The organism is Candidatus Villigracilis saccharophilus, assembly GCF_016711665.1.
In genome coordinates this window covers 1-22,139 of the sequence record NZ_JADJSO010000054.1, presented here as the reverse complement: position 1 = coordinate 22,139, position 22,139 = coordinate 1, and the positions used below count along the sequence as shown (strand labels likewise).

Genomic DNA, 22,139 nt, shown 5'->3' with positions numbered 1-22,139 from the left:
TTTATTTCATAAAATGGCGATATTACATGCTTCCTACTGAATCATCCTTCATTGGTGTTGATCTATCTGCAGGCAGAAAATCCATCTCCTATGCAGCCTTGGATCGCAATTTGAACCTTATTGCGCTCACAGATTGTAAAATGGATGACGTCACCACGTTTCTTGGCGGGCAGAGTAATGCAGTTGTGGCGGTTAACGCGCCTTCAAACGTAAATCGGGGGATTGTGCATGCGAATAAGAAAAATATAAAACTTGCCCAAGTTCAATTTCGTCGTGCAGATATGCGCCTCGCTGAATACGAATTACGCGAGCGGGGAATACATGTTATAAAGACTCCTGCAAATCCGCAATTGTGTCCCTCTTGGATTCGAGCTGGTTTTGAGTTGTATCTCAAACTTGAAAAGATGAAATTTGCAAAATATCCCGAAACGGATTCTGCATGTCAAATAATGGAGACGAATTCGCAAGCGAGTTTTTCCATATTGGCAGGTCAGGTCCCTTTGGCAAGAAATTCATTGGAAGGCCGTTTGCAGAGACATTTGCTTCTGCATGAGCATGGTGTTCGCATCAAAGATCCGATGGATTTTTTTGAAGAAGTAACCCGCTACAAGATCATTAAAGGTGTTTGGCCAATGGAGCTTTTATATTCTCCAGATCAACTCGATGCCCTTGTCGCTGCCTATACTGCCTGGTATGCAGTGAGTAAAGTGGGGAGCGTTGTCATGGTCGGGGATGCCAAAGAAGGAAAGATTGTATTGCCCGAGAGGGAACTGAAAGAGAAGTATTAGCAAACTCTTATGTGCCCAAGCTGTCAAAAGCATAACTTTGTAAATTAATTTCCGACTAATACCATGGATCGAGTTGTGAAAACTGTGTTCTTCGCTCTCAAGATTTTCAAATCACCGTTTGGTAAAATAAATAAAAAATTTTTTTCATAAGGACAATTATGTCAACTGATCTTCAAACTCGTGCGATCAATACACTTCGATTTTTATCTGCGGATGGTGTGCAGAAAGCCAACTCGGGTCATCCCGGACTGCCAATGGGTACCGCCGCAATGGCATATACCATCTGGACGCGCCACCTGCGCCACAACCCCCGCAACCCCAAATGGGCGGGGCGTGACCGTTTCATCCTGTCCGGCGGACATGGTTCAATGCTGCTATATTCCCTGCTTCATGTCACCGGATATGACGTTTCGCTTGACGATCTCAAGAACTTCCGTCAATGGGGAAGCATTACCCCGGGTCATCCTGAATACGGAGTAACGCCCGGTGTGGAAGTCACCACCGGTCCGTTGGGACAGGGCTTTGCGAATGGAGTCGGCATGGCAATTGCCGCTTCGCATCTTGCAGCCACTTTCAATCAGCGCGGACATGAGATCATTGACCCGTTCATTTATGCCATTGTTACAGATGGCGACCTGATGGAAGGTGTGACTTCAGAAGCCGCGTCACTGGCGGGACATTTATCACTTGGACGATTGATCTATCTGTACGATGACAATCATATTTCCATTGATGGCTCGACAGACCTGGCGTTCACCGAAGACCGCGCCGCGCGATTCCGCTCTTATGGCTGGCAGGTCTTGATGGTGGAAGATGGCAACGATGTGGAAGTGATGGATAAACTAATTCAGGAAGCCAAGTCTGATCCGCGCCCGTCCATTATTATGTGCCGCACCATGATCGGATTCGGTGCGCCGAATCGACAGGGTACCTCCAAAGCGCATGGCGAGCCGCTTGGTGATGATGAACTTAATGCTGCGAAGGATAATCTTGGCTGGCCCAAAGAACCGCGCTTCTTTATCCCTGATGATGTGCTTGAGTTTTATCGGAAAGCCGTGGATCGTGGCCGTGAACTCGAATTCGACTGGAAAACGCGTTTCGACGGATTCATGAGACTGTTTCCAACTTTAGGCACAGAGTTGCAGCGGCGTTTGAACGGCGAATTGCCCAAAGATTGGGAATCCACCTTGCCGACTTTCCCTGTGGATGCGAAAGGAATGGGAACGCGTGTGGCTTCAGGGAAGACCATCAACGCAATTGCGCCGACACTTCCAGAACTCATTGGCGGCTCTGCGGATCTCGCTCCCTCGAACAATACAAAAATCGATGGAAGCCCTGCTTTTCAAAAAGATTCTTATCAGGGACGTAACTTCCACTTTGGCGTGCGCGAGCATGCGATGGGCTCCGTTGTAAATGGGATGTCTGTCTTTGGCGGCGTGATTCCGTATGGCGCTACATTCCTTGTCTTTGCAGATTATATGCGGGCTACCATTCGTCTCGCGGCGTTGTCGCATTATCCTTCCATTTTTATTTTTACCCATGACAGCGTTGGGCTTGGTGAAGATGGCCCTACACATCAGCCGATCGAGCAGTTGACCTCTCTGCGCATTATTCCAAATCTGGTGGTCATTCGCCCTGCTGACGCAAACGAAACTGCCCAGGCGTGGAAGGTCGCCATTGAACGCCGCAACGGGCCGACAGTTCTTGCGCTTACGCGGCAAAATGTACCGACCATGGATACAACTCCGCAGGTTGAAAAAGGCGCATACATCGTAAAAGATTTTGGAACTCCTGAAATTATCTTAATGGCATCTGGTTCGGAAGTTGGTCTTATCCTCGAATCTGCGCAAAAACTTGCTGATGAAGGCAAAGGTGTGCGCGTGGTTTCCTTCCCAAGTTGGGAATTGTTCGAGAAACAGGATGATGCTTATCGCGAGTCGGTATTGCCGAAAAATATTCAGAAGAGACTCGCCGTCGAAGCTGGAGCAGGCATCGGCTGGGAACGATACGCGCAGTCCGTTATCAGCATTGAGCATTATGGTGCATCCGCTCCCGCGAAGATCATCTTTGAAAAATTTGGCTTCACGGTTGAGAATGTAGTTGCGAAGGCAAAGTCTCTTTAAAAATGACCGATACAACACTTGGCCTTGTTTTGGTTGTAATCGGACTGCTGGCGGTTGTTGGCGCTGCTTTGAATTGGCGCATTGTGACACATTCTGGCAAGCTGTTGAATCTTTTATTCGGTGACATGATCGCGCGCACGATATATATTGTCATTGGTCTTTTTCTGATGGCGATGGGTGTTGCAAGAATGTTTGGGATTTACTGGCTTGAATGATGAGGAAAAATGAAAATTGCAGTTGGTTGTGACCACGGCGGATTCCCGCTTAAAGAAATTGTGATCGAATCCGTGCAGGCCGCTGGTCACGAAGTAATCGATGTTGGCACATTTAGCGCGGATGCGGTGGATTTTCCCGACTTTACCAAAAAAGTGGGAGAGAAGATCCAAAGCAATGAAGCCGAGCGTGGAATTTTAATTTGCGGCTCTGGCATTGGCGCGGCGATCGCGGCAAATAAAATGAAAGGAATCTACGCTTCGATCTGCCACGATACATATTCTGCCGCGCAGGGTGTTGAGCATGATGCGATGAATGTGCTCTGTCTTGGCGGGCGCGTGATCGGACCTGAGTTGGTTAAAGTTTTAATTCCCGCATTTTTAAATGCAAAATATCTTGGCAATGATCAGGGCGGCGAAAGATTTGCTAAACGGGTAAACAAAATTAAGAAGATGGAAGTGGGTAATTAGTAAATGGTAATTTACCAATTACCATTTACGCACTTATTTCTAAAGGAGCTGTTTTTATAATGTCAGATTCAATTAAAAAATTAACAAGTCTTGGCCAATCTCTTTGGTATGACAACATTCAAAGAAAACTTCTGGAAAACGGCGAACTCAAAGCCATGATCGAGCGCGGAGATATTCGCGGTGTGACATCCAACCCGACCATTTTTCCAAAACGCGATTGCAAAGACAAATGATTACGATGCCGCGTTGATTCCGCTGGCATGGTCAGGCTGGGATGCGGAAAAGATTTTCTGGCATCTTGCCATTGAAGATATTCAGGAAGCCTGTGATCTGTTCCGCCCGTTGTATGATGAAACCAAAGGCGGCGATGGATATGTCAGCCTTGAAGTCAGCCCGTATCTTGCGAATGAAACCGAAGCAACCGCCAAACAGGCAAAGGAACTTTGGGAGCGCGTCAACCGCCCGAACCTGATGGTGAAAATCCCTGCGACCAAGGCAGGCATTCCCGCCATTCGTCAAACCATCGCGGCGGGAATCAATGTCAACGTCACGCTCATCTTTTCGCTCGAACGTTATGCCGAAGTGATGGATGCCTATCTCTCAGGTCTTGAAGACCGCGTTGCTGCAAATGAGTCGATCAATATGATCGCTTCTGTGGCGTCATTTTTTGTTTCGCGCGTGGATACAAAGATCGATCCGAAACTTTCTAAAGATTCAAACCTGCTTGGCAAGGCCGCGATTGCAAATGCAAAACTTGCCTATCATGCCTTTGAAGAAACTTTTACTTCTGCGCGTTTCGCCACGCTCAAGGCTCGTTTCAGCGCCCGCGTTCAGCGTCCGCTTTGGGCTTCGACGGGCACGAAGAATCCCGCGTACTCCGATACCGTTTATGTCGATAATCTCATCGGCCCCGATACTGTCAACACCGTTCCGCCCGCCACGCTCGATGCCTTCCGCGATCACGGCAATGCCGCCATCACCATCACGCGCGGACTGGATGAATCAAAAGCACAAATTGCAGAACTCGAAGCGCTTGGCATTTCCATGAAGCAAGTGACGCAAGAATTGGAAGAGGAAGGCGTCAAGTCTTTTGCGGATGCGTTCAAGGTCTTGCTGGATGTAGTGGATGATAGAAGGAAGAGCGCCGTTTCTTCCATTAATCCTTTGGCTGATTCTGTGGCCAGGCGTTTATCCACGCTGATGGATTCTTCTGTCGCCGCCCGAGTTTGGGCGCACGACCCCACGCTGTGGGCGAGCGACCCTGCAGGTCAGGCCGAAGTCAAGATTCGACTCGGCTGGCTGAATTCCATCGAAGATGCGCGCACGCGCCTTGATGGATATTTATCCTTCGCAAAAGAGATCCACGATGAAGGCATTGACCGAGTCCTCGTGATCGGCATGGGCGGATCATCCTTGACCGCTGAAGTCTTGAGTTCATTGCTGGCCGCCGCAAACATCGAAGCGAAGTTAAGTCTCGCCATTCTTGACTCAACGGATCCAGAACAGGTTGCGCTGGCCGCTAAAAATTATCCGCCAGAAAAATCTTTGTATATTCTCGCCAGTAAATCAGGCGGCACCGCTGAGTTGCTCGCGGCCTTTGATTATTTCTGGGAATTGAGCAAAGGCAACGGCTCGCGCTTTGTCGTCACAACTGATGCAGGTTCATCGCTTGAGAAGCTTGCAAAAGACCGCGGATTCAGAAAAGTATTCAACGCTGACCCAATGGTGGGCGGACGTTTCTCCGCGTTGACCGATTTTGGTCTTGTCCCTGCGGCATTGCTTGGCATGGACATTGAAAGATTGTTGAAGTCTGCCGAAAAGATTCAGAAGGTCTCAAGAGATAATCGCAGCGCTGGCTTTGCGCTCGGCGCTCTACTCGCTGAGTCTGCTCTCGCAGGCAGAGACAAGCTCACAGTTTTGAGTGATGCGCCTGTGTCCGCGTTTGCAGGTTGGATCGAGCAGGTCATCGCTGAGTCCAGCGGCAAACATGGCAAGGGAATGCTCCCAGTTCCGCTTGAGCCGCTTGCCGCTCCTGAAATGTACGGCGCTGACCGCTTGTTTGTTTATCTGCGAAATAACGGCGAGTTGGATGCTGGTGTGACTGCTTTGAAGAATGCTGGCTTCCCTGTGATCGAATTCCCATTCATGAGCCCGTATGATGTGGGCGCGGAATTTTTCCGCTGGGAGATCGCGGTTTCGGTCATGTGTCACATTCTTGAGATCAACGCTTTTGACCAGCCTGATGTGCAAGACAGTAAGCTGCGGACGATTGCGAAGATCACTGATTATCAAAAAACTGGCAAACTCGCTGATGTGGATTTGGTGAATCTCAACGATCTAAAACCCATGTTGGATAAATTTATTTCTGCCGCGCAGGCGGGAGAGTTCTTCACGATCAATGCTTACATCCCGCGTAATCAAGAAACCGTGGATGCGTTGCAGGCCTTGCGGGTTGCGATTCGTGAAAAGACAAGGTGTGCCGTGTCTGCTGGCTTTGGCCCGCGCTTCCAGCATTCCACGGGGCAGTTCCACAAGGGCGGCCCCAACAAAGGCTTGTTCGTTCAGGTTGTATATGATGCCGCGAATGATTTCGAAATCCCAACGCAAGGCATGACCTTCGGCACGTTGATTCGCGCGCAGGCGCTGGGTGATTACGAAGCCTTGATCGCGGCCGGCAGACGAGTATTGCGTGTGAAATTAGATTCTGTGAAGGATTTAGAGAAGTTGACGATACTATAAAATGCTTGAACCAAAATTAATACTGACAATTGGCGGCGTTTACAATTTGGGATTTGTTGTCTTTCACCTTCTCTTTTGGAAGATTTTCAGATGGAAGGAAGACCTTGCTTCATTGACTCAAGTCAACCGCTCGGTTATGCAAATCCTGAATTTACGATTGACTTATGTGTTTCTGGTCATGGCTTATGTTTTGTTCGGATTTCAATCTGAATTGATCGGGACCAAACTGGGACAGACATTATTAATCGCATTTTCGATATTTTGGTTTATGCGGGCAGTTGAGCAGGTTATATTTTTTGGGTTAAAACATAAAGTTTCAAACGGCATGGCTGTATTATTTTTTATCGGCGGCGTGATCCATCTTTTACCTGTATTTTAAACGAAGGAAGTGTAAACATGATAAACCTAGCGGCTGGACAATGTGTAGCCTGTCGCGGCGGCGAGCCGACATTGACCGACGTCGAAATTGAAGATTTGCTGTTGCATGTGATTGGCTGGAAAGTTGCAAAAGTGGTTGACGTTATTCGGCTTGAGAAAGTTTTCAAGTTCAAGAATTTTGTTGATGCGCTTGAGTTCACCAATAAGATCGGCGTGATCGCCGAAGAGCAGGGACATCATCCGCTCATCATCACCGAGTGGGGCAGGGTCACCGTTCAGTGGTGGACGCATAAGATCAAAGGCCTGCACAGAAATGATTTCATTATGGCAGCGAAAACTGAAGAATTATTAGGATAAACAGAAACGACCCGCCAGGGTCGTTTCTGTTTATCCTATATCCTCGAAGCCCGCTTTTTCTTGGCGGCATTATCCAAACTTAGTGTAATCCGGATGAACAATTTTACATTCCCTGCCCAGCCCATGATTACACCTAGCAGCGCGTTAAATCCTTTAGGCGGCTTAACCAGTTCCACGCTTGATGAAAAATCCACGATTCGCCCATCGATTTTGTATTGGTACCTGCTAATTTTTGAAACATCAGGCTCGCTTAATAGAAAACTGCGTAATTGTTCGCGTTCCCCGTCCGTCATCCATTGTGGTAGATCGGATGTGGCTTTGAAATTGCAGATTAGGGCAAGGTCTTGCAATTGTTTTTTATGCTCTTCTTCCAGTGTGTTCTCCCTGGAAACAAAATATTCTACATCCGGGTCGATATGAAGAAGCGGTTTTAGCCAAAGGCGGTTTACAACTGTTCTAATCGCGTTCCTTGTACCCGGAGAGGAGAAGTTCTGTAGAAGATGTTCGTAAAGGTGGTTTTCCCACTCATGTGAAACGTCTGGTCCGATGCGAATGGCGTCACTAAAACCAAGCGCGGGCAGGATTGGGGTGCCGCAAGTTAGGAGGAATGCGTCCGTGCCCATTGCTTCGCGCATTACACGCAGGCTTTCACGGTAGGCGGCTTCGCGCGGCATATCGACATACCGCACCCCTTTCATCGCTCCGGCATAAAGGAAATCTAATTTAATGTAGTCAAAACCCCAAGCACGGACCTGTTTCATTAGGCTGGTCAGCCACACGATTACGTCAGGGTGTGTAACATCGAGCGCGTATAAATCATTTCCCCAATAATTGTATCCAGCTGATACCAGAGCGCCTCCGTCATTCCTCAAAAGCCAATTACTGTGTTCTTTGAAAAGTTGCGACGATTTTGAAACGAGTAATGGTGCAAGCCATAATCCTGCCCGCCGCCCTGTGGATTTGATCTTTTCTGCAAGTGAAGCCATGCCGGATGGAAACTTTTCGTTTGCCTGCCAATCACCAATATTTTTTTGCCAGCCGTCATCCACTTGAATTACATCAAAAGGCAGGTCGCCGAGCAGATCAAAAATTTGATGAAGGACACCTTCATTGATCTCCATATAAAGGCTGTACCACGAACACCAGACACGCGGTACATGTGTTTTAGCCGTCACGCCAAAGCGGATGCCAAGCTGTTTGACATATTCATCGAAAACCCGAGTCTCATTTCCGTATGCGATGAACCATTCAACTTCGCCCGCTTCGCTTCGTCCCACGAGCTGATCCTTCAAGAGAAACACATGTGTATCTGTAGCAAGTGCGCCAACCAGTAGAATATTCCCATCCTCATATTCAACAGCGCCAAGCCAGGATCCATGTGGATTGGACTCGCGCGCATAGACGGCGTCTGTCTGGTAAGGATGAAAGGAAATGGGTTTCTGCATGGGGAAGGCGCCGGCGACATCTGTCCATGCCGCCAGCGACCATGACTGCCAGCCATGCCGATAATATTTCACGGGTGTTGAGGGCAGTCCAACTTGTATTTCCTTGGCTTTTATGATTTTTGAATTTGCTTGAATGTCGGAAAAATGAATGTTTTTCATGAATATATTTATACCAATTAAGTTTGAAATGCGGCTTTTTGCCTGGATGCGTCATGCTGAAAGTGCGAAACGGAACCGTATTATAAATTTGATCTTCTCTTCCGTAACTTTCCAAGGTTCAATACCTTATACAATCGCAAAATAAAATACCTGTCTCCCAGCCAGCCCACGCATTTACCCCATAAAGCGGTCAACCCTTTGGGAACTTTGGGAAGGGATACCGCAGATGTGAAGTCCACTCTACGGCCATCAATGTGGAAGATGTAGCGCTCTGTTTGTTTAATTATTGGCTTCATATCTAGAAAGGAACGTAATTCTTCAAACTCGCCCTTTGACAGCCATTGTGGCAGATCTGAGGTTGCTTTGAACTCACAAATCTGTACAAGGTCTCGCAAGAGAATTCTCTCATCATGTGATAATTGATTTTCCTTTGATTCAAAATAAGCAACATCTGGATCAATGTGTAATAAGGGTTTTAGCCATAAACGATGGAGGGTGGTACGAATGGCGTTCCTTGTTCCTGGAATGGTCGGGTTATAAAGCAGGTGTGCATCACGATATGCTTCCCAAAAATATGAAACGTCAGGCCCGATGCGGATCGCGTCGCATAATCCTATTGCAGGGATTATGGGTGTGCCGCAGGTCAGGAAGAATGCATCCGCGCCCATTGCTTTACGCATCACGCCCAGGCTTTCACGATACGCGGCTTCACGCGGCATGTCTTTATAACGTTTCCCTTTCAGTGCGCCCGCGTAGAGAAAATCTAATTTGAGGTAGTCAAAACCCCAGGCACGCACCTGTTTCATGAGCGCTGACAACCATAAGGTCACGGCAGGATGTGTCGTGTCCAGCGCGTACAATCGTTCGCCCCAATTGAATCCAGCAGAGACCAGCCGCCCTGTCTCGTCACGTAAAAACCAATCATTGTGTTCTCGGAAAAGCTTTGATGATTTGGTTGCGATTAAAGGCGCGAGCCACAAGCCTGCGCGTCGCCCAGTGGACTTGATTTTGTCTGCCAAAGCGATCATGCCGGATGGAAATTTTTTGTTCACCTCCCAGTCCCCGACATCCACCTGCCAGCCGTCGTCAATTTGCAGCACGTCAAAAGGCATGTCGCCGAGTTCATTAAAAACTTTGTGCAGGATTGGTTCATCAATTTCATAATACAGGCTGTACCACGAGCACCAGACGCGCGGCGCGCTGCTTTTTATTGTATTTCCATGAGGCGCAAGACGATTTCCCAATTGTTGGGCGTATTCTGCAAAGACGAGATTTTCCTGCCCATATGCAATGAACCACTCGATTTCGCCCGCTTCGCCATGCCCCGATAATTGATTCTCGATAAGATGCACATGCGCATCTGTGGCGAGTGCGCCGAGCAGAAGAATGTTTCCGTCTGCGAACTCCACCGCGCCCAGCCATGAACCGTTTAGATATTTTTTGTACACATGTTGCGCATCCACTTGAAGAGGGTGAAAGATAGCGGGCATCTGCACAGGGATTGGCGTTGGATCTGTCCATGCTGCCAGTGACCATGACTGCCAGCCGTGACGATAATATTTCACCGGTTTTTCATCAAATTGGATTGTCAATTCCCTGGCTGTTATTATTTTTGATCGAGACTGAATTTCACTAAGATGAATATATGTCATATTGATATCTCGGAATGGATGTGATTGCTTTGTCGAATATAAAGCGCGAGCATAATACTCGAAATAGTTGCGATTGGATAGATAGCACTAATATTTGAGTATTTTTTAGTTATTTCATCTCTCTTGACGATTAAAAGACTGTAAGGTATATTGTTTATGTAGTATTCGGAATAAAATTGGATGTATTATGTATGAATTCGACAAAATAGATATAAAAATTGTAAATTTACTGCTTGAAGATGGTCGTATGTCCGCTTCAGAGATATCTCGTCGCATGGCGGATGTTTCCGAGCGGTCAATCCGCTATCGGATTGACCGCATGATCAAAGACAAGGTCATTCAAGTCTGTGCGGTGATCAGCCCTGAAGCGCTGGGTCTGACTGTCAAGGCGGACGTTTGGCTTGAAGTGGAGTCTGATCTCATTCTTGAAGTAGCCAGAAAAATAGCCGCCTTTGAGAATGTTACTTATGTTGCCTGCGGCATTGGTCAAAACGATATCAGTATACAGATCGTTGCAAAAGATACGGCGGAAATCTATTACTTTGTAACCGAAGTAATACGTAAAGTGCCAGGGGTTCGCAAGACCACCACATCCATTGTTCCAATAATCATCAAGGATGTCTATCAGTGGCGGGTTCCAGAATGGATTGCAAAAGAGATCACTGAAGGGAAAACCGTCATTTAGTTTTTGTAATCTGGTAAAAAGCTGGGTGTCAAAGGAGAATTTATGTTTGGTCCAAAAACGCAGGCATTGCAGACGCGAGCGCAGAAAGCTTTGCCCTTGGGTGTGAATTCAAATTTTCGCTTTTGGGGTGACGGGATCACGCCTTACGTGGAAAAAGCAAGGGGCGGATATTTATGGGATGTGGATGGAAAAAAATATATCGATTATCGTATGGCATTTGGACCGATCATTCTTGGCCATTCATATCCGGAAGTTGATTCGAAAGTCATAGAAGAGATCCAGCGTGGAGTCTTGTTCGCGATGACTGGCGAACTTGAAGTTGCCGTGGCTGAGATGATCATTGAGATGTCTCCTGCGATTGACATGGTGCGTATGGCCTGTTCAGGTACTGAAGCGACCATGCACGCCATCCGGGTCGCGCGGGCTTATACCGGGCGTGATCTGATTCTCAAATTTGAAGGTAATTATCACGGTATGCACGACCATGCTCTTTGGTCAACGTACGCGCCTGTGGAGACGTATGGAAATCGCCGCAGCCCGATCGCTGTCCCAGCTTCATCAGGCATCCCGAAAGCGATGCGAGAGTTTATCATCACACTCCCATTCAATGACTTTGAAGGCTTCGAGCGCGTGATGAAATCTTACGGGGAGCAAATTGCCGCAGTCATTACCGAACCGTGTCAGGGTAATTGTGCGGCGATCAATCCGCAGGATGGCTTTTTACAACTCATCCGCCAGCGGACAGAAGAGCATGGCTGTGTTTTTATTTTGGATGAGGTGAAGACTGGTTTTAGAATTGCAAATGGCGGTGCCCAGGAATACTACCGCATCAAACCTGACCTGGTCACGTATGCAAAGGCCTTAGGCAATGGATACCCTGTGGCAGCCTTCGGCGGCAGGCGTGAGATCATGTCCATTATTGGGCAGGGCGTGGCGCAAGGCGGGACTTATACAAATAACAAGCCTGGCATTGCGGGCGCGTATGCCACGTTGTCATTATTGAAATCCAAACCTGTTTTGAAATCGATCGAAAAGCGCGGACAGCGTCTCATGGATGGCTTGAAGGAAATCTTCGAGGAGAACAGTATTCCCGCTGTGTTCACGGGCTATCCTGCAATGTTCTCGTTCTCGTTGAATATCGACTCGGTTACCTGCCAGCGTGAATGGGCAAAGAGTGATCACGACTTGTATATCGAAATAACAGACAAGGCCATTGCCCGCGGAGTCATGCCCGATCGCGATGCCCGCGAACCGTGGTTCCTGTGCTACGAACATTCCGATGCTGACATAGATGAAACATTGAATGTGTATGCAGAGATCGTGAAGGAAGTAAAAAGGTAATTGTTTGCAGGTTTGGAGGTTGGAAAATTTGAAGATTTAACTTGCAACTTTCAAACCTGTCAACTTGTCAACTGAATGGAGAACCTATGACCAAATTAACATCCAAAGAAATCGTTGATATGAATAAGGAATACACATTCTTTTCATGGTCGAATCAAGGGCAGGTGAATCCGATCCCTGTTACTAGGGCGGAGGGAGTTTATTTTTGGGATGCTGATGGAAAGCGTTATCTTGACTTTGCGTCACAGTTGGTGAATGAGAATATTGGTCATCAACACCCTAAGGTCGTCAAGGCGATTCAAGATCAAGCTGCCATATTGGCATTTGTTTCGCCGGGCATGGCTACTGAACCGCGTGGTTTGCTTGGAAAAAAACTGGCCGAGATTACTTCGGGCGATTTAAAGAAAACTTTTTTCGCATTGGGCGGCGCAGAAGCGAATGAGAATGCGATCAAGATCGCGCGTCAATTCACTGGCAGGCATAAAATTTTGGCGCGTTATCGCTCCTATCACGGCGCGACACATGGCGCGATCGCGTTGACGGGTGACTATCGCCGTCTGCCTGCCGAGCCTGCCATTTCTGGTGTTGTACATTTCCTTGACCCGTATTGCTATCGTTGTCCGTTCGGCTGGACGAAGGATACCTGTCACCGTGAGTGTATCAGCCATGTGGAAGAGGTCATTCAGCATGAAGGTCCAGACCAGATCGCGGCGATCATCCTTGAAGGTGTGACTGGCACGAATGGGCTTATCGTCCCGCCCGATGAATACTGGCCGCGTATGCGCGAGATCTGTGACAAGTATGGAATTCTGTTGATCTCTGATGAGGTTATGAGCGGATGGGGGCGCACGGGCGAATGGTTCGCGGTGGATAACTGGAATGTAACGCCCGATATTATTACCACCGCAAAGGGAATTACTTCTGGCTATGTTCCGCTTGGCGCTGTCATTGTGCGTGAGCATATCGCAAAATATTTTGACAGTCATATGCTCTCTGCAGGTTTGACCTACAACGGTCATGCCCTGGCTTGCGCGACAGCGTTGGCGACGATTCAAGTCTATGAAGAAGAGAAAATTTTTGAGAATGCCAAAACAGTGGGAAAATATCTCGGTGAACAACTCGAAGATTTGAAGAAGAAACACCCTTCTATTGGTGATGTGCGTTATATCGGGTTGTTTACCGCCATGGAATTGGTTAAGAATCGCGAAACAAAAGAGCCACTGGACTTGTCCGCGCTCAAGAACTTCCTGGTTTCCAATGGTGTGTATGTTTTCAATTTCAAGAATATCCTGTTCATTGTGCCACCGTTGATCATCACGAAGGAACAAATTGATGAAGGCCTTAAGTTGATCGATGAGGGATTGGCTGAGTTAATGGATAAACAGACTGTCTAAAGTCAAAAGGTGAAGGACGGAAGACTTGTGACTTTTGACCTTTGACCATCTTTTGGAGAAACCATGGAAATCTTAAACTATATAAACGGTGAATGGGTAAAACCGACTGTCAATGAATATTTTGATGTGATCAATCCCGCGACTGGGGATATTATCGCAAAGACACCGTTCGGGACAAAAGCGGATGTGGAAGCAGCGGCAAAGGCGGCCAGCGAGGCCTACACTTCATGGCGGCGTGTACCTGTCAATGACCGTGTGCAGTATTTGTTCAAATTGCGAAATCTCATGCGCGAAAACGGCGACGAGATCGCGAAGCTCATCACCAACGAAGCAGGTAAAACGTTTGAAGAAGCGAAAGCTGAAATGGTTCGCGCCTACGAAAACATCGAAGTTGCCTGCGGCATGCCGCACTTGAGCAAAGGCGAGTTCGTGGAAGACATCGCCCCCGGCATTGACGAGATCATGATCCGCCAGCCTGTGGGTGTATGCGCCACCATCGCGCCGTTCAATTTCCCTGGCATGATCGTCTTTTGGTATTTGCCGTATGCGCTCGCGGCGGGCAACACCTACATTGTCAAACCATCTGAAAAAGTTCCAATGACGATGCAGTTCATTTTTAAACTTATCGAACAGGTTGGTTTCCCGAAAGGTGTGGTTAACATGGTCAACGGCGCTAAAGACACCGTTGACGGCATTCTTGAACATCCTGCCATCCGCGCGATCACTTTCGTTGGTTCGACCAATATTGCGAAATACATTTATTCAACCGCGGCGTTTCATGGTAAGCGTGTACAGGCACAAGGCGGCGCGAAGAATCCGGTCATTATTTTGCCTGATGCGGATATGGAAATGGCGACGAAGATCATCGCCGATTCAGCCTTCGGGTGTGCTGGTCAGCGCTGTCTGGCAGTTTCTCTCGCTGTGACAGTTGCCGAGTCAAAGAACGAATTCACCGAGTTGATCTGCGATGCGGCTGCCTCAAGAACAGTTGGCTATGGACTTGACGCAGGCATTCAGATGGGACCGGTCATTAACACCGCTTCGCAGCAGCGCGTGGAGCAGTTGATCGCTCTCGGCGCGAAGGAAGGTGCTGGTGTGCCTGTGGATGGGCGCGGGACGGTGGTGAAAGGCTATGAGCGTGGCACCTTTGTCAGACCGACGATCCTCTCTGATGTTAAAGCTGGAAGCGAGATCGCAAGGACAGAGATCTTCGGGCCAGTATTAAGTTTGATGCACGTGAATACCATTGATGAAGCCATCCAGTTAGTGAACAGCGGACAATACGGCAACCAGGCCAGTTTGTTCACATCCAGTGGAAACGCCGCGCGCCGTTTCAGATACGAAGCGGATGCCGGCAATATTGGAATCAATATCGGCGTTGCCGCACCGATGGCCTTCTTCCCGTTTAGCGGGTGGAAGGATAGTTTCTTTGGTGATATGCATGGGCAGGGTATGGACGCGGTGGAGTTCTTCACACAAAAAAAGGTTGTTGTGGAGCGCTGGCCGAAAGAACAGGACTTTAAAAGTTTTACCATTGCGAGGCGATGTTCTTCGCCTAGCCGCGAGAGAGACGCTCCTCGCAATGGCATTACTTGAGGATTATATATGGCAGTTGATTACGAAGACGCATTAGATTATTCATCACGCTGGCTTGACCTGATCAAGAAGAATGAATTTCCGACTCAGGAAGAAGCGCATAAGATCATTGACGAATCAAAGTTCAATTTCGCCGAACATTACAATCGCAACTGGCTGGAATATCGCAAGTCTGTAACCGAAGCTGGAGACTGGGCTGCTGTGGAATGGAGCGGTTCTGGCGCAGTGTTCAAGGATGTGCTTGGGCGCGAGTATTTGGATTTTCTCGGCGGGTATGGAATGATGGATCTGGGCTGGAGTCACCCGGATGTGGTCAATGCTGTGAAGGCGCAGTTGGATCGTTCGCCGATGCCTTCGCAGGAATTGATCGACCCTTTGCGTGGTGTGCTTGGAAAACTTTTGGCAACCATCACCCCGGGTGACCTGAAATATAGCTGGTTCGCGGCAAGTGGAACTGAAGCCAATGAAGCCGCGATGAAGATCGCAAAATTATATACAGGCAAGACGGCGTTCATTGTTGGTGTAAGAGCGTTCCATGGAAAGACCATGGGCGCGCTTTCATTGATGGGCAAAGCTGATTACCGCGCGCCGATGGGAGCGATGTATGCGGGACAGGTGTACCACGTCCCGTTTGGGGATGCGGATGCGGTTGAGAAACAGCTTGAGATATGCGAAAAGGTTGGCATCGGTGTGGCGGCTGTGATGTTCGAGCCGATCCAGGGTGAGTCAGGCGCGATCGTTCCGCCTGATGATTTCTGGCCTCGCATCCGTGCGGCGACGAAAAAATATGGAGTGCTGTTAATTGCGGATGAAGTTCAAACGGGCATGGGCCGCACGGGTAAGTTGTGGGGCGTTGAACATTGGGATGTTGTGCCTGATATTTTGACGGTTGCCAAGTCTCTGGGTGGCGGCGTGATGCCTGTCAGCGCGGTGACAACCACTGAGGCGATTTACCAGCCTATGATGTATCCTAATCCTTTCATGCACACCACGACCACGGGCGGCGGCGCGCTGGCTTGCTCGGCTGCCATCGCCGCGATCCACGTTACCTTGCGTGAAAAGTTGTGGGAACAGGCTGCGGATAAAGGGAATTATCTCATTTCAAATCTTGAAAAATTCGTTACGCAGTATCCGCAAATTTATGAGAAAATAACGGGAAAAGGTTTGTTAATAGGCATGCATTTTAAAACGCCTGATATTGGTTACAAAGTTGCGGCTGGGTTGTTCAAGCGGAATGTTGTCGTGGCTGGTACGCTCACGAGCGCGCAGACAATTCGTGTTGAGCCTCCACTGGTCGTTACTCGGGAGCAAATGGATGCGTTGCTGGATCGTTTGAGCGATGTCTTAAAGGAAATTGCAAACGGCATGTAGACCTGTCTGGTTTAATGGCGAATTATGGAAGCAATAATACGCGCAGAGACCTGACGGGTCTTTGCATTAGGAGAAGATAAATGACCAATGAATTTGCAGTTGAAATGCGCGATGTAGTAAAAAGATTTATTACACCGGAAGGTAATGAAATGGCCGCTGTGGACCATGTCACCATGCAGATCAAGAACGGTGAGTTCTTTTCCATGCTTGGTTCCTCTGGCTGCGGAAAGACCACCTCGTTGCGCATGGTGGCAGGCTTTGAGTGGCCGACCGAAGGAGAGGTTTATATCGAAGGGAAGGCGATGGGGCATACTCCTCCATTTCAACGCAAGGTCAATACGGTATTCCAGAGTTACGCGCTTTTTCAGCACATGACCGTTTATCAAAATCTAGCCTTTGGCCTGGAGATGGAAGGCGCGAACGCTGAAGAGATCAAGAAACGTGTTGGACGTGCCTTGGATATGGTCCAGCTTACCGGCATGGATCGCCGCAAGCCCAAACAGCTTTCCGGTGGACAGCAGCAGCGCGTCGCCCTAGCCCGTGCATTGGTCAAGACACCGGATGTTCTGCTGCTCGATGAGCCGCTCGGCGCGTTGGATCTCAAGCTCCGCAAAGAGATGCAGCTTGAGTTGAAGGCATTACAGCAGCAGTTGGGAATTACATTTATTTATGTGACGCATGATCAGGAAGAAGCCTTGACCATGTCCGATCGTATCGCAGTGATGAGCAAGGGTAAGGTTCAGCAGATGGGTACGCCTGTTGAAATTTACGAACGTCCATCCAACAAGTTCGTGGCAGATTTTATCGGGGAGTCGAATTTCCTCGAAGGCAAGGTCAAATCTATCTCGGGGAATGAGGCGAGTGTCTTCATTCCGAGCTTAAATGCTGAGTTGGTCGGAATGACGATTTCGGATGGTATCGTCAAGGGTGAGGAAGTCAACGTCTGCATTCGTCCTGAAAAGATCCACATCGCCGAGAAAGATGTACTTAAACAAAATATGTTCCGCGCTACTGTGACGAATACAGTTTACATTGGTGTGGATACGAAAGTTTTTGTGGACGCGCATGGCGCGAAGTTGAAGGTTTGGGAGCAGAACCGTATTTCAAGACTCGATCCGAAATCTTTCTATACGGTCGGGCAGGAAATTTGGCTGATGCTCATGCCTGAAAATACGCTTGTTTTGAAAAAGGATTAGCCATGCTTCAGCGACTTCGCGAAAATAAATCTGCGCAAGGTACGTTGTTGGCGCTGCCGACCACGGTCTGGTTGTTCGTGTTGTTGATCATTCCGTTGATCCTGACTTTGATCGTGAGTTTTGGCAGGCGCAGTCCGGATGGCAACGTGATCTATTCGTTCACCCTGGATAATTACACCCGTCTATTCGGATATAGTACGGATTGCCCCGATGGACAGGCTTCGTGCTTTGACCCGTTATATGTCAATATCCTGGGACGGTCGCTGTCTTTGGCGTTTAACACAACATTATTTGTGATCAGCCTCGCTTATCCGCTCGCGTATTTTATTGCACGCGCCCATCCGAAACAGAGGAATTTATATTTGTTCATGGTGTTGATCCCTCTTTGGACAAATTTCGTTATACGGGTGTACGCGTGGATGATGCTGCTGCGAAAGGAGGGCGCAATCAATCTCATCCTGGGTTGGGTGATGAATTTGTTGAATATTCCGTTCACGCCGCTTGAGATGCTGTATACCCCGGGCGCGGTGCTGGTGGGCATGGTCTATGAATTCCTGCCATTCATGATCCTGCCGATCTATACCTCGCTTGAAAAGATCGATACATCGTTATATGAAGCCGCTGCGGACCTTGGCGCGAATTCGATCAAAACCTTCCTGCGGGTGACATTGCCGTTGTCCATGCCGGGTGTGGTGGCGGGGACGATCCTGGTATTCATTCCCGTGATGGGAACGTTCATTGTGTCTGATATTCTTGGCGGACGGCAGGTGATCCTGGTGGGCAACCTGATCCAGCGTCAATTCCTGGATGCGCGCGATCCGACCTTTGGCTCGGCTGCATCGTTGATCCTGATGGTGATGACCTTGATCGTGACATATTTCTATACGCGCAAATTCGGGTTTGGAGAGGAGATCGTGGTCGCATGATAATCCCGCACACTACAATCTTATTTGATATGGAGGGCGCGGGATGAATCCATTTCGCCGTTCTCCCTTTGTCATCATTGCATCGGTGTTGGTATACATATTTTTATACGCTCCGATCGTCGGCCTGATCCTGTACTCATTCAACGCCTCGCGTACCAATGTGACCTTTGAAGGATTTATCCCAGCCTTTAGCGAGCGCATTGTCATGGATGGCAGTCTTGTGAAATCAAGTCCGTGCGGACCATTCCACTGGTATTGTGATCTTGCCAAAAATCAAGATGTTGCTGAAGCAGCGGGAAATACACTGACGATCGCGTTCGTGGCGACCATCATTTCCACGGTGATCGGCACCATGGCGGCGCTTGCGCTGCAGCGTTACAACTTCAAGATGAAGCCGTTCTCACAGCTTTCACTGTATATCCCCATCGTTATTCCAGAGATCGTGATGGGAATCGGCATCCTGACTTTGTTCAGCCAGTTTTTTGGCTGGGCAAACAATTTTTTCAATCTTGTGGGAGATGCTCGCCTCTCGATGGGAATTGCTACTGTGGCAGTAAGTCATATTGCGTTCATGGTCCCGTTCGTTACCTTGGTCGTGCAGGCGCGTTTGCAGGGATTTGATAAATCCTACGAAGAAGCCGCCATGGATCTAGGCGCAAATGAATGGATCACATTCAAGCGCGTGACATTTCCCATGATCCTGCCGGGTGTTATGTCTGGCGCGCTGCTGGCTTTCACTTTATCGCTCGACGATTTTGTGATCACATTTTTCACGAATGGACCGGGCTCTACGACCCTGCCGATCTATGTCTACGGTTTGTTGAGAAGGATCATCACTCCGCAGGTCAACGCCCTTTCCACGGTCTGGATCTTGGTAGTGTTTTTAGCGGTTATGGCTTTGCAGATCCTTCAAAACCGGGAACAGAAACCACAGCACTAACATTGCTTCAGGTATTTCGCATTCCGCATGGAATGCGCGCCAAAAGATCACATCTTATTTTTTCTTGGAGGAAGAAATGAAGAAATCGAATCTATTTAAACTGCTCGTGTTGGTTGTCATGGCGAGCATGGTTCTGTCGGCTTGCGGGGGAGGCGGGGACGCCACTCAAGCCGCGGATGGCGGAGAGAAAGTTACATCCACAGGTTTCGCCTGCCCGGAACCATCCCCGCGCATGGAAGTTACCTCCACCCAGGTAAACCTCTTTGTGTGGACGGAGTACTTCCCTCCCGATATGCTCGAATGCTTTGAGTTGGTTTATGGGATCACGCTTAACCGCGATGAATATTCCAGCAACGAAGAAATGTACGCCAAGGTTTCGGCGGGCGGCACATCGTACGACCTTGTCCAACCGACGGACTACATTGTTCCTTTGATGGTCCGCAATCAGTTGCTGCAGGAATTGGACAAGGCTCAATTGCCGAATATGTCCAGCTTTGACCCATCCTGGCTGGATAAATCTTTTGATAAAGGCAATAAATACTCATTGCCGTACCTTGCCGGCACAGATGCCATTGTTGTGAATACAGATACCGTTGAAAATGTTCCTCAATCATGGGCAGATCTGTGGAAGCCTGAGTATGCAGGCAAGATGGTCTTCCTTGATGATTCCCGCGCTGTGATCGGGTTGACTTTGTTAACTCTCGGGTACGACCCCAACACGACCGATCCCGCCCAGCTTGAACAGGCCAAAATCAAACTTGCGGAACTGGTCCCCAGCATCAAAACTTTTGACAGTGACAGCCCCAAGACCGCTTTGATCGCCGGTGACGTTGATCTGGGTATGGTCTGGACTGGCGAAGCCTTCATTGCAAACCAGGAAAATCCAGCCTTCCAATATATTTATCCGACCGAAGGCGCAATCCTCTGGCAGGATAACTGGGTCATGCTCAAGGGATGCTCCGCACGCTGACGCCGCCTATGCCTGGTTAAATTACACCATGCAGGGAGATGTTTTCTGGCTGACTTTGCGTGACTTCCAACACACGAACCTCCCAACAAGGCGGCGTTGGAATATGCGAAGGCAAATCAACCGATGTCTATAAGGCATACGCTGATTCTCCGATCACGAACACTCCGGCAGAGGCAGTCGCCAATGGTCACGGTATTGAAGATGTAGGTGAGGCGACCCCGCTATTTGACAATATCTGGGTCGAGGTTAAGGGCGGAAACTAACCCCGAAGCTTATAAAGATAAAGATTTACCCCGACAAGTGAATGCTTGTCGGGGTTTTTGTTTTAACGCTTCGTGTAGGCAGAATGTTTTGGCTGGAGGTATATTTATTAAACAATAAAGTTATAGAAATGTCATATGTTATTCAAAATCATCATAAATGTATTGACAAATGTGCAAAATAGTTATAATATTTGGGTGTGGAAAGCTCAATCAGCATAAATCAACTCGAAAACCTAGACTCAATCGACCTGTACCTCATCGAGGCTCTGCAAAAAGATGGCCGCGAGGCGTTTGCCCAGATCGCCGATCAGCTCAAGGTGTCGCCAGGGATGATCCGCCAGAGATATAACCGCCTCGTCGAATTGGGATATCTCAAAGTGGTCGCCGTCACCAATCCGCTGATGATGGGTGTCCGCAAAATGGCGATGATCGGCATTCGCACTGATGGCGGCAAATTGATGCAGGTGGCTGAAAACTTTCCGAACTCGAGGAAGTCGTTTATCTGGTGATCTTGAGAGGCCGCTACGACATCATGATCGAAGTCTTCTGCCGTGACCATGCGGAACTGCTCAGTTTCATGACCGAAAAACTTTCGATGGTGGACGGTGTGCGGGATACGGAATCTTTCATGCATTTGAAGATCGTCAAGGAAATCTATTTCTAGGAAATTCGCTTCCATGCGGACCCTGTCTGCTGGAGCTTTCAACAAACTTGTCTGCGTCCCAAACATTGAGGAAAATGCAGAGCCAATCAAAAGGATAAAATGAAAGCGTTCGTTCGTGTACATCAAAAAGTGGGGGATGCGTTTGTGAAGGTGTATTTTAATGTCTCTTATGATCACCTTTAATTCAGATAGCCAAAACAAACAGCGTGACCGTTATTGAACATAGCCCTGCTCCAGCCGCCGTCCTGCGGCTGGAGTTTTTTCATCGTAATCTAACGCGGCGTCGCGGGTTAAAAACAAACCGGAGAATGGATCGTCATGAAAGTCTTGTTAGTTGGTGTGGGCGGAGTTGGTGAAGCAACTGCGGCGATCGCAAAGCCGCGCGCGTGGATGGAGCAATGGTGCTTGCCGATTACAACGTCAAGCGTGCCAGGGAAGTGCAGAAGAAGCTCGACAGAACAAGCGCTTC

22 protein-coding genes are annotated in these 22,139 nt (G+C 48.5%); 20 read left to right on the top strand and 2 right to left on the bottom strand.

Annotation, left to right across the window (positions count from 1 at the left end):
* The first annotated feature begins 26 nt into the window (after positions 1-26).
* The 8 genes from IPL17_RS17085 to IPL17_RS17050 all read left to right on the top strand — a co-directional run bounded on the left by IPL17_RS17085 (position 27) and on the right by IPL17_RS17050 (position 7,068).
* On the top strand, positions 27-788 hold the full coding sequence (locus IPL17_RS17085; RefSeq protein WP_345308292.1) for a DUF429 domain-containing protein: 762 nt from the start codon (positions 27-29) through the stop codon (positions 786-788).
* Between the two features lie 158 nt (positions 789-946).
* Positions 947-2,911 carry a transketolase gene (gene tkt, locus IPL17_RS17080; RefSeq protein ID WP_345308291.1) on the top strand — a complete coding sequence of 655 codons (1,965 nt, stop codon included), beginning with the start codon at positions 947-949 and terminating at the stop codon, positions 2,909-2,911.
* A gap of 2 nt (positions 2,912-2,913) precedes the next feature.
* On the top strand, positions 2,914-3,126 hold the full coding sequence (locus IPL17_RS17075; RefSeq protein ID WP_345308290.1) for an Imm17 family immunity protein: 213 nt from the start codon (positions 2,914-2,916) through the stop codon (positions 3,124-3,126).
* Positions 3,127-3,135: 9 nt separating this feature from the next.
* On the top strand, positions 3,136-3,594 hold the full coding sequence (gene rpiB, locus IPL17_RS17070; RefSeq protein WP_345308289.1) for a ribose 5-phosphate isomerase B: 459 nt from the start codon (positions 3,136-3,138) through the stop codon (positions 3,592-3,594).
* A 59-nt stretch (positions 3,595-3,653) separates the two neighbouring features.
* Positions 3,654-3,827 (top strand): hypothetical protein, encoded by a 174-nt coding sequence (locus IPL17_RS17065; protein ID WP_345308288.1) that lies wholly within the window; start codon positions 3,654-3,656, stop codon positions 3,825-3,827.
* A gap of 13 nt (positions 3,828-3,840) precedes the next feature.
* Positions 3,841-6,333, top strand: a complete 2,493-nt coding sequence (locus tag IPL17_RS17060; protein ID WP_345308287.1) for a bifunctional transaldolase/phosoglucose isomerase — start codon at positions 3,841-3,843, stop codon at positions 6,331-6,333.
* A 1-nt stretch (position 6,334) separates the two neighbouring features.
* Positions 6,335-6,712, top strand: coding sequence for a hypothetical protein (locus IPL17_RS17055; protein WP_345308286.1), 378 nt, complete (start codon positions 6,335-6,337; stop codon positions 6,710-6,712).
* A gap of 17 nt (positions 6,713-6,729) precedes the next feature.
* The gene (locus tag IPL17_RS17050) at positions 6,730-7,068 is read left to right on the top strand and encodes a 4a-hydroxytetrahydrobiopterin dehydratase (protein ID WP_345308285.1); all 339 of its coding nucleotides are present in this window, start codon (positions 6,730-6,732) and stop codon (positions 7,066-7,068) included.
* Between the two features lie 35 nt (positions 7,069-7,103).
* On the opposite strand, the gene IPL17_RS17045 is transcribed toward IPL17_RS17050, so the two are convergent.
* The gene (locus IPL17_RS17045; RefSeq protein ID WP_345308284.1) at positions 7,104-8,672 is read right to left on the bottom strand and encodes a glycoside hydrolase family 36 protein; all 1,569 of its coding nucleotides are present in this window, start codon (positions 8,670-8,672) and stop codon (positions 7,104-7,106) included.
* Between the two features lie 80 nt (positions 8,673-8,752).
* A complete protein-coding gene (locus tag IPL17_RS17040; RefSeq protein WP_345308283.1) occupies positions 8,753-10,324 on the bottom strand; it encodes a glycoside hydrolase family 36 protein in 1,572 nt (523 codons plus the stop codon).
* Positions 10,325-10,511: 187 nt separating this feature from the next.
* Between IPL17_RS17040 and IPL17_RS17035 the strand changes: the two genes are divergently transcribed.
* The 12 genes from IPL17_RS17035 to IPL17_RS16980 all read left to right on the top strand — a co-directional run bounded on the left by IPL17_RS17035 (position 10,512) and on the right by IPL17_RS16980 (position 21,670).
* Positions 10,512-11,009: an Lrp/AsnC family transcriptional regulator gene (locus tag IPL17_RS17035; protein WP_345308282.1), complete on the top strand. Its 498-nt coding sequence runs from the start codon at positions 10,512-10,514 to the stop codon at positions 11,007-11,009.
* 42 nt (positions 11,010-11,051) lie between these two features.
* Entirely contained in the window at positions 11,052-12,350 is a 1,299-nt protein-coding gene (gene gntE, locus IPL17_RS17030) for a guanitoxin biosynthesis PLP-dependent transaminase GntE (protein ID WP_345308281.1), read from the top strand.
* 86 nt (positions 12,351-12,436) lie between these two features.
* Positions 12,437-13,744, top strand: coding sequence for an aminotransferase class III-fold pyridoxal phosphate-dependent enzyme (locus IPL17_RS17025; RefSeq protein ID WP_345308280.1), 1,308 nt, complete (start codon positions 12,437-12,439; stop codon positions 13,742-13,744).
* A gap of 63 nt (positions 13,745-13,807) precedes the next feature.
* Complete coding sequence (locus tag IPL17_RS17020) at positions 13,808-15,340, top strand: CoA-acylating methylmalonate-semialdehyde dehydrogenase (RefSeq protein WP_345308279.1); 1,533 nt, start codon at positions 13,808-13,810, stop codon at positions 15,338-15,340.
* A gap of 9 nt (positions 15,341-15,349) precedes the next feature.
* Positions 15,350-16,711 carry an aminotransferase class III-fold pyridoxal phosphate-dependent enzyme gene (locus IPL17_RS17015; RefSeq protein WP_345308278.1) on the top strand — a complete coding sequence of 454 codons (1,362 nt, stop codon included), beginning with the start codon at positions 15,350-15,352 and terminating at the stop codon, positions 16,709-16,711.
* Between the two features lie 80 nt (positions 16,712-16,791).
* On the top strand, positions 16,792-17,907 hold the full coding sequence (locus tag IPL17_RS17010; RefSeq protein WP_345308269.1) for an ABC transporter ATP-binding protein: 1,116 nt from the start codon (positions 16,792-16,794) through the stop codon (positions 17,905-17,907).
* Positions 17,908-17,909: 2 nt separating this feature from the next.
* The gene (locus tag IPL17_RS17005) at positions 17,910-18,833 is read left to right on the top strand and encodes an ABC transporter permease (protein ID WP_345308277.1); all 924 of its coding nucleotides are present in this window, start codon (positions 17,910-17,912) and stop codon (positions 18,831-18,833) included.
* Between the two features lie 43 nt (positions 18,834-18,876).
* On the top strand, positions 18,877-19,773 hold the full coding sequence (locus tag IPL17_RS17000) for an ABC transporter permease (protein WP_345308276.1): 897 nt from the start codon (positions 18,877-18,879) through the stop codon (positions 19,771-19,773).
* Between the two features lie 76 nt (positions 19,774-19,849).
* Positions 19,850-20,743, top strand: coding sequence for a spermidine/putrescine ABC transporter substrate-binding protein (locus IPL17_RS16995; protein WP_345308275.1), 894 nt, complete (start codon positions 19,850-19,852; stop codon positions 20,741-20,743).
* 59 nt (positions 20,744-20,802) lie between these two features.
* Complete coding sequence (locus tag IPL17_RS16990; RefSeq protein WP_345308274.1) at positions 20,803-21,006, top strand: hypothetical protein; 204 nt, start codon at positions 20,803-20,805, stop codon at positions 21,004-21,006.
* 197 nt (positions 21,007-21,203) lie between these two features.
* The gene (locus IPL17_RS16985) at positions 21,204-21,515 is read left to right on the top strand and encodes an AsnC family transcriptional regulator (RefSeq protein ID WP_345308273.1); all 312 of its coding nucleotides are present in this window, start codon (positions 21,204-21,206) and stop codon (positions 21,513-21,515) included.
* Positions 21,512-21,670, top strand: a complete 159-nt coding sequence (locus IPL17_RS16980; protein WP_345308272.1) for an Lrp/AsnC ligand binding domain-containing protein — start codon at positions 21,512-21,514, stop codon at positions 21,668-21,670. The genes IPL17_RS16985 and IPL17_RS16980 overlap by 4 nt, the downstream gene beginning before the upstream one ends.
* Positions 21,671-22,139 lie beyond the last annotated feature (469 nt).

Bases quoted from the DNA above. Each gene is read 5' to 3' on its own strand.
- IPL17_RS17085 (WP_345308292.1), top strand. From the start codon at position 27: ATGCTTCCTACTGAATCATCCTTCATTGGTGTTGATCTATCTGCAGGC.
- IPL17_RS17075 (WP_345308290.1), top strand. From the start codon at position 2,914: ATGACCGATACAACACTTGGCCTTGTTTTGGTTGTAATCGGACTGCTG.
- IPL17_RS17015 (WP_345308278.1), top strand. From the start codon at position 15,350: ATGGCAGTTGATTACGAAGACGCATTAGATTATTCATCACGCTGGCTT.
- tkt (WP_345308291.1), top strand. From the start codon at position 947: ATGTCAACTGATCTTCAAACTCGTGCGATCAATACACTTCGATTTTTA.
- gntE (WP_345308281.1), top strand. From the start codon at position 11,052: ATGTTTGGTCCAAAAACGCAGGCATTGCAGACGCGAGCGCAGAAAGCT.
- IPL17_RS17065 (WP_345308288.1), top strand. From the start codon at position 3,654: ATGTCAGATTCAATTAAAAAATTAACAAGTCTTGGCCAATCTCTTTGG.
- IPL17_RS17000 (WP_345308276.1), top strand. From the start codon at position 18,877: ATGAATCCATTTCGCCGTTCTCCCTTTGTCATCATTGCATCGGTGTTG.
- IPL17_RS17045 (WP_345308284.1), bottom strand. From the start codon at position 8,672: ATGAAAAACATTCATTTTTCCGACATTCAAGCAAATTCAAAAATCATA.
- IPL17_RS17010 (WP_345308269.1), top strand. From the start codon at position 16,792: ATGACCAATGAATTTGCAGTTGAAATGCGCGATGTAGTAAAAAGATTT.
- IPL17_RS17025 (WP_345308280.1), top strand. From the start codon at position 12,437: ATGACCAAATTAACATCCAAAGAAATCGTTGATATGAATAAGGAATAC.
- IPL17_RS17020 (WP_345308279.1), top strand. From the start codon at position 13,808: ATGGAAATCTTAAACTATATAAACGGTGAATGGGTAAAACCGACTGTC.
- IPL17_RS17035 (WP_345308282.1), top strand. From the start codon at position 10,512: ATGTATGAATTCGACAAAATAGATATAAAAATTGTAAATTTACTGCTT.
- rpiB (WP_345308289.1), top strand. From the start codon at position 3,136: ATGAAAATTGCAGTTGGTTGTGACCACGGCGGATTCCCGCTTAAAGAA.
- IPL17_RS17050 (WP_345308285.1), top strand. From the start codon at position 6,730: ATGATAAACCTAGCGGCTGGACAATGTGTAGCCTGTCGCGGCGGCGAG.
- IPL17_RS17040 (WP_345308283.1), bottom strand. From the start codon at position 10,324: ATGACATATATTCATCTTAGTGAAATTCAGTCTCGATCAAAAATAATA.
- IPL17_RS16995 (WP_345308275.1), top strand. From the start codon at position 19,850: ATGAAGAAATCGAATCTATTTAAACTGCTCGTGTTGGTTGTCATGGCG.
- IPL17_RS17055 (WP_345308286.1), top strand. From the start codon at position 6,335: ATGCTTGAACCAAAATTAATACTGACAATTGGCGGCGTTTACAATTTG.
- IPL17_RS17005 (WP_345308277.1), top strand. From the start codon at position 17,910: ATGCTTCAGCGACTTCGCGAAAATAAATCTGCGCAAGGTACGTTGTTG.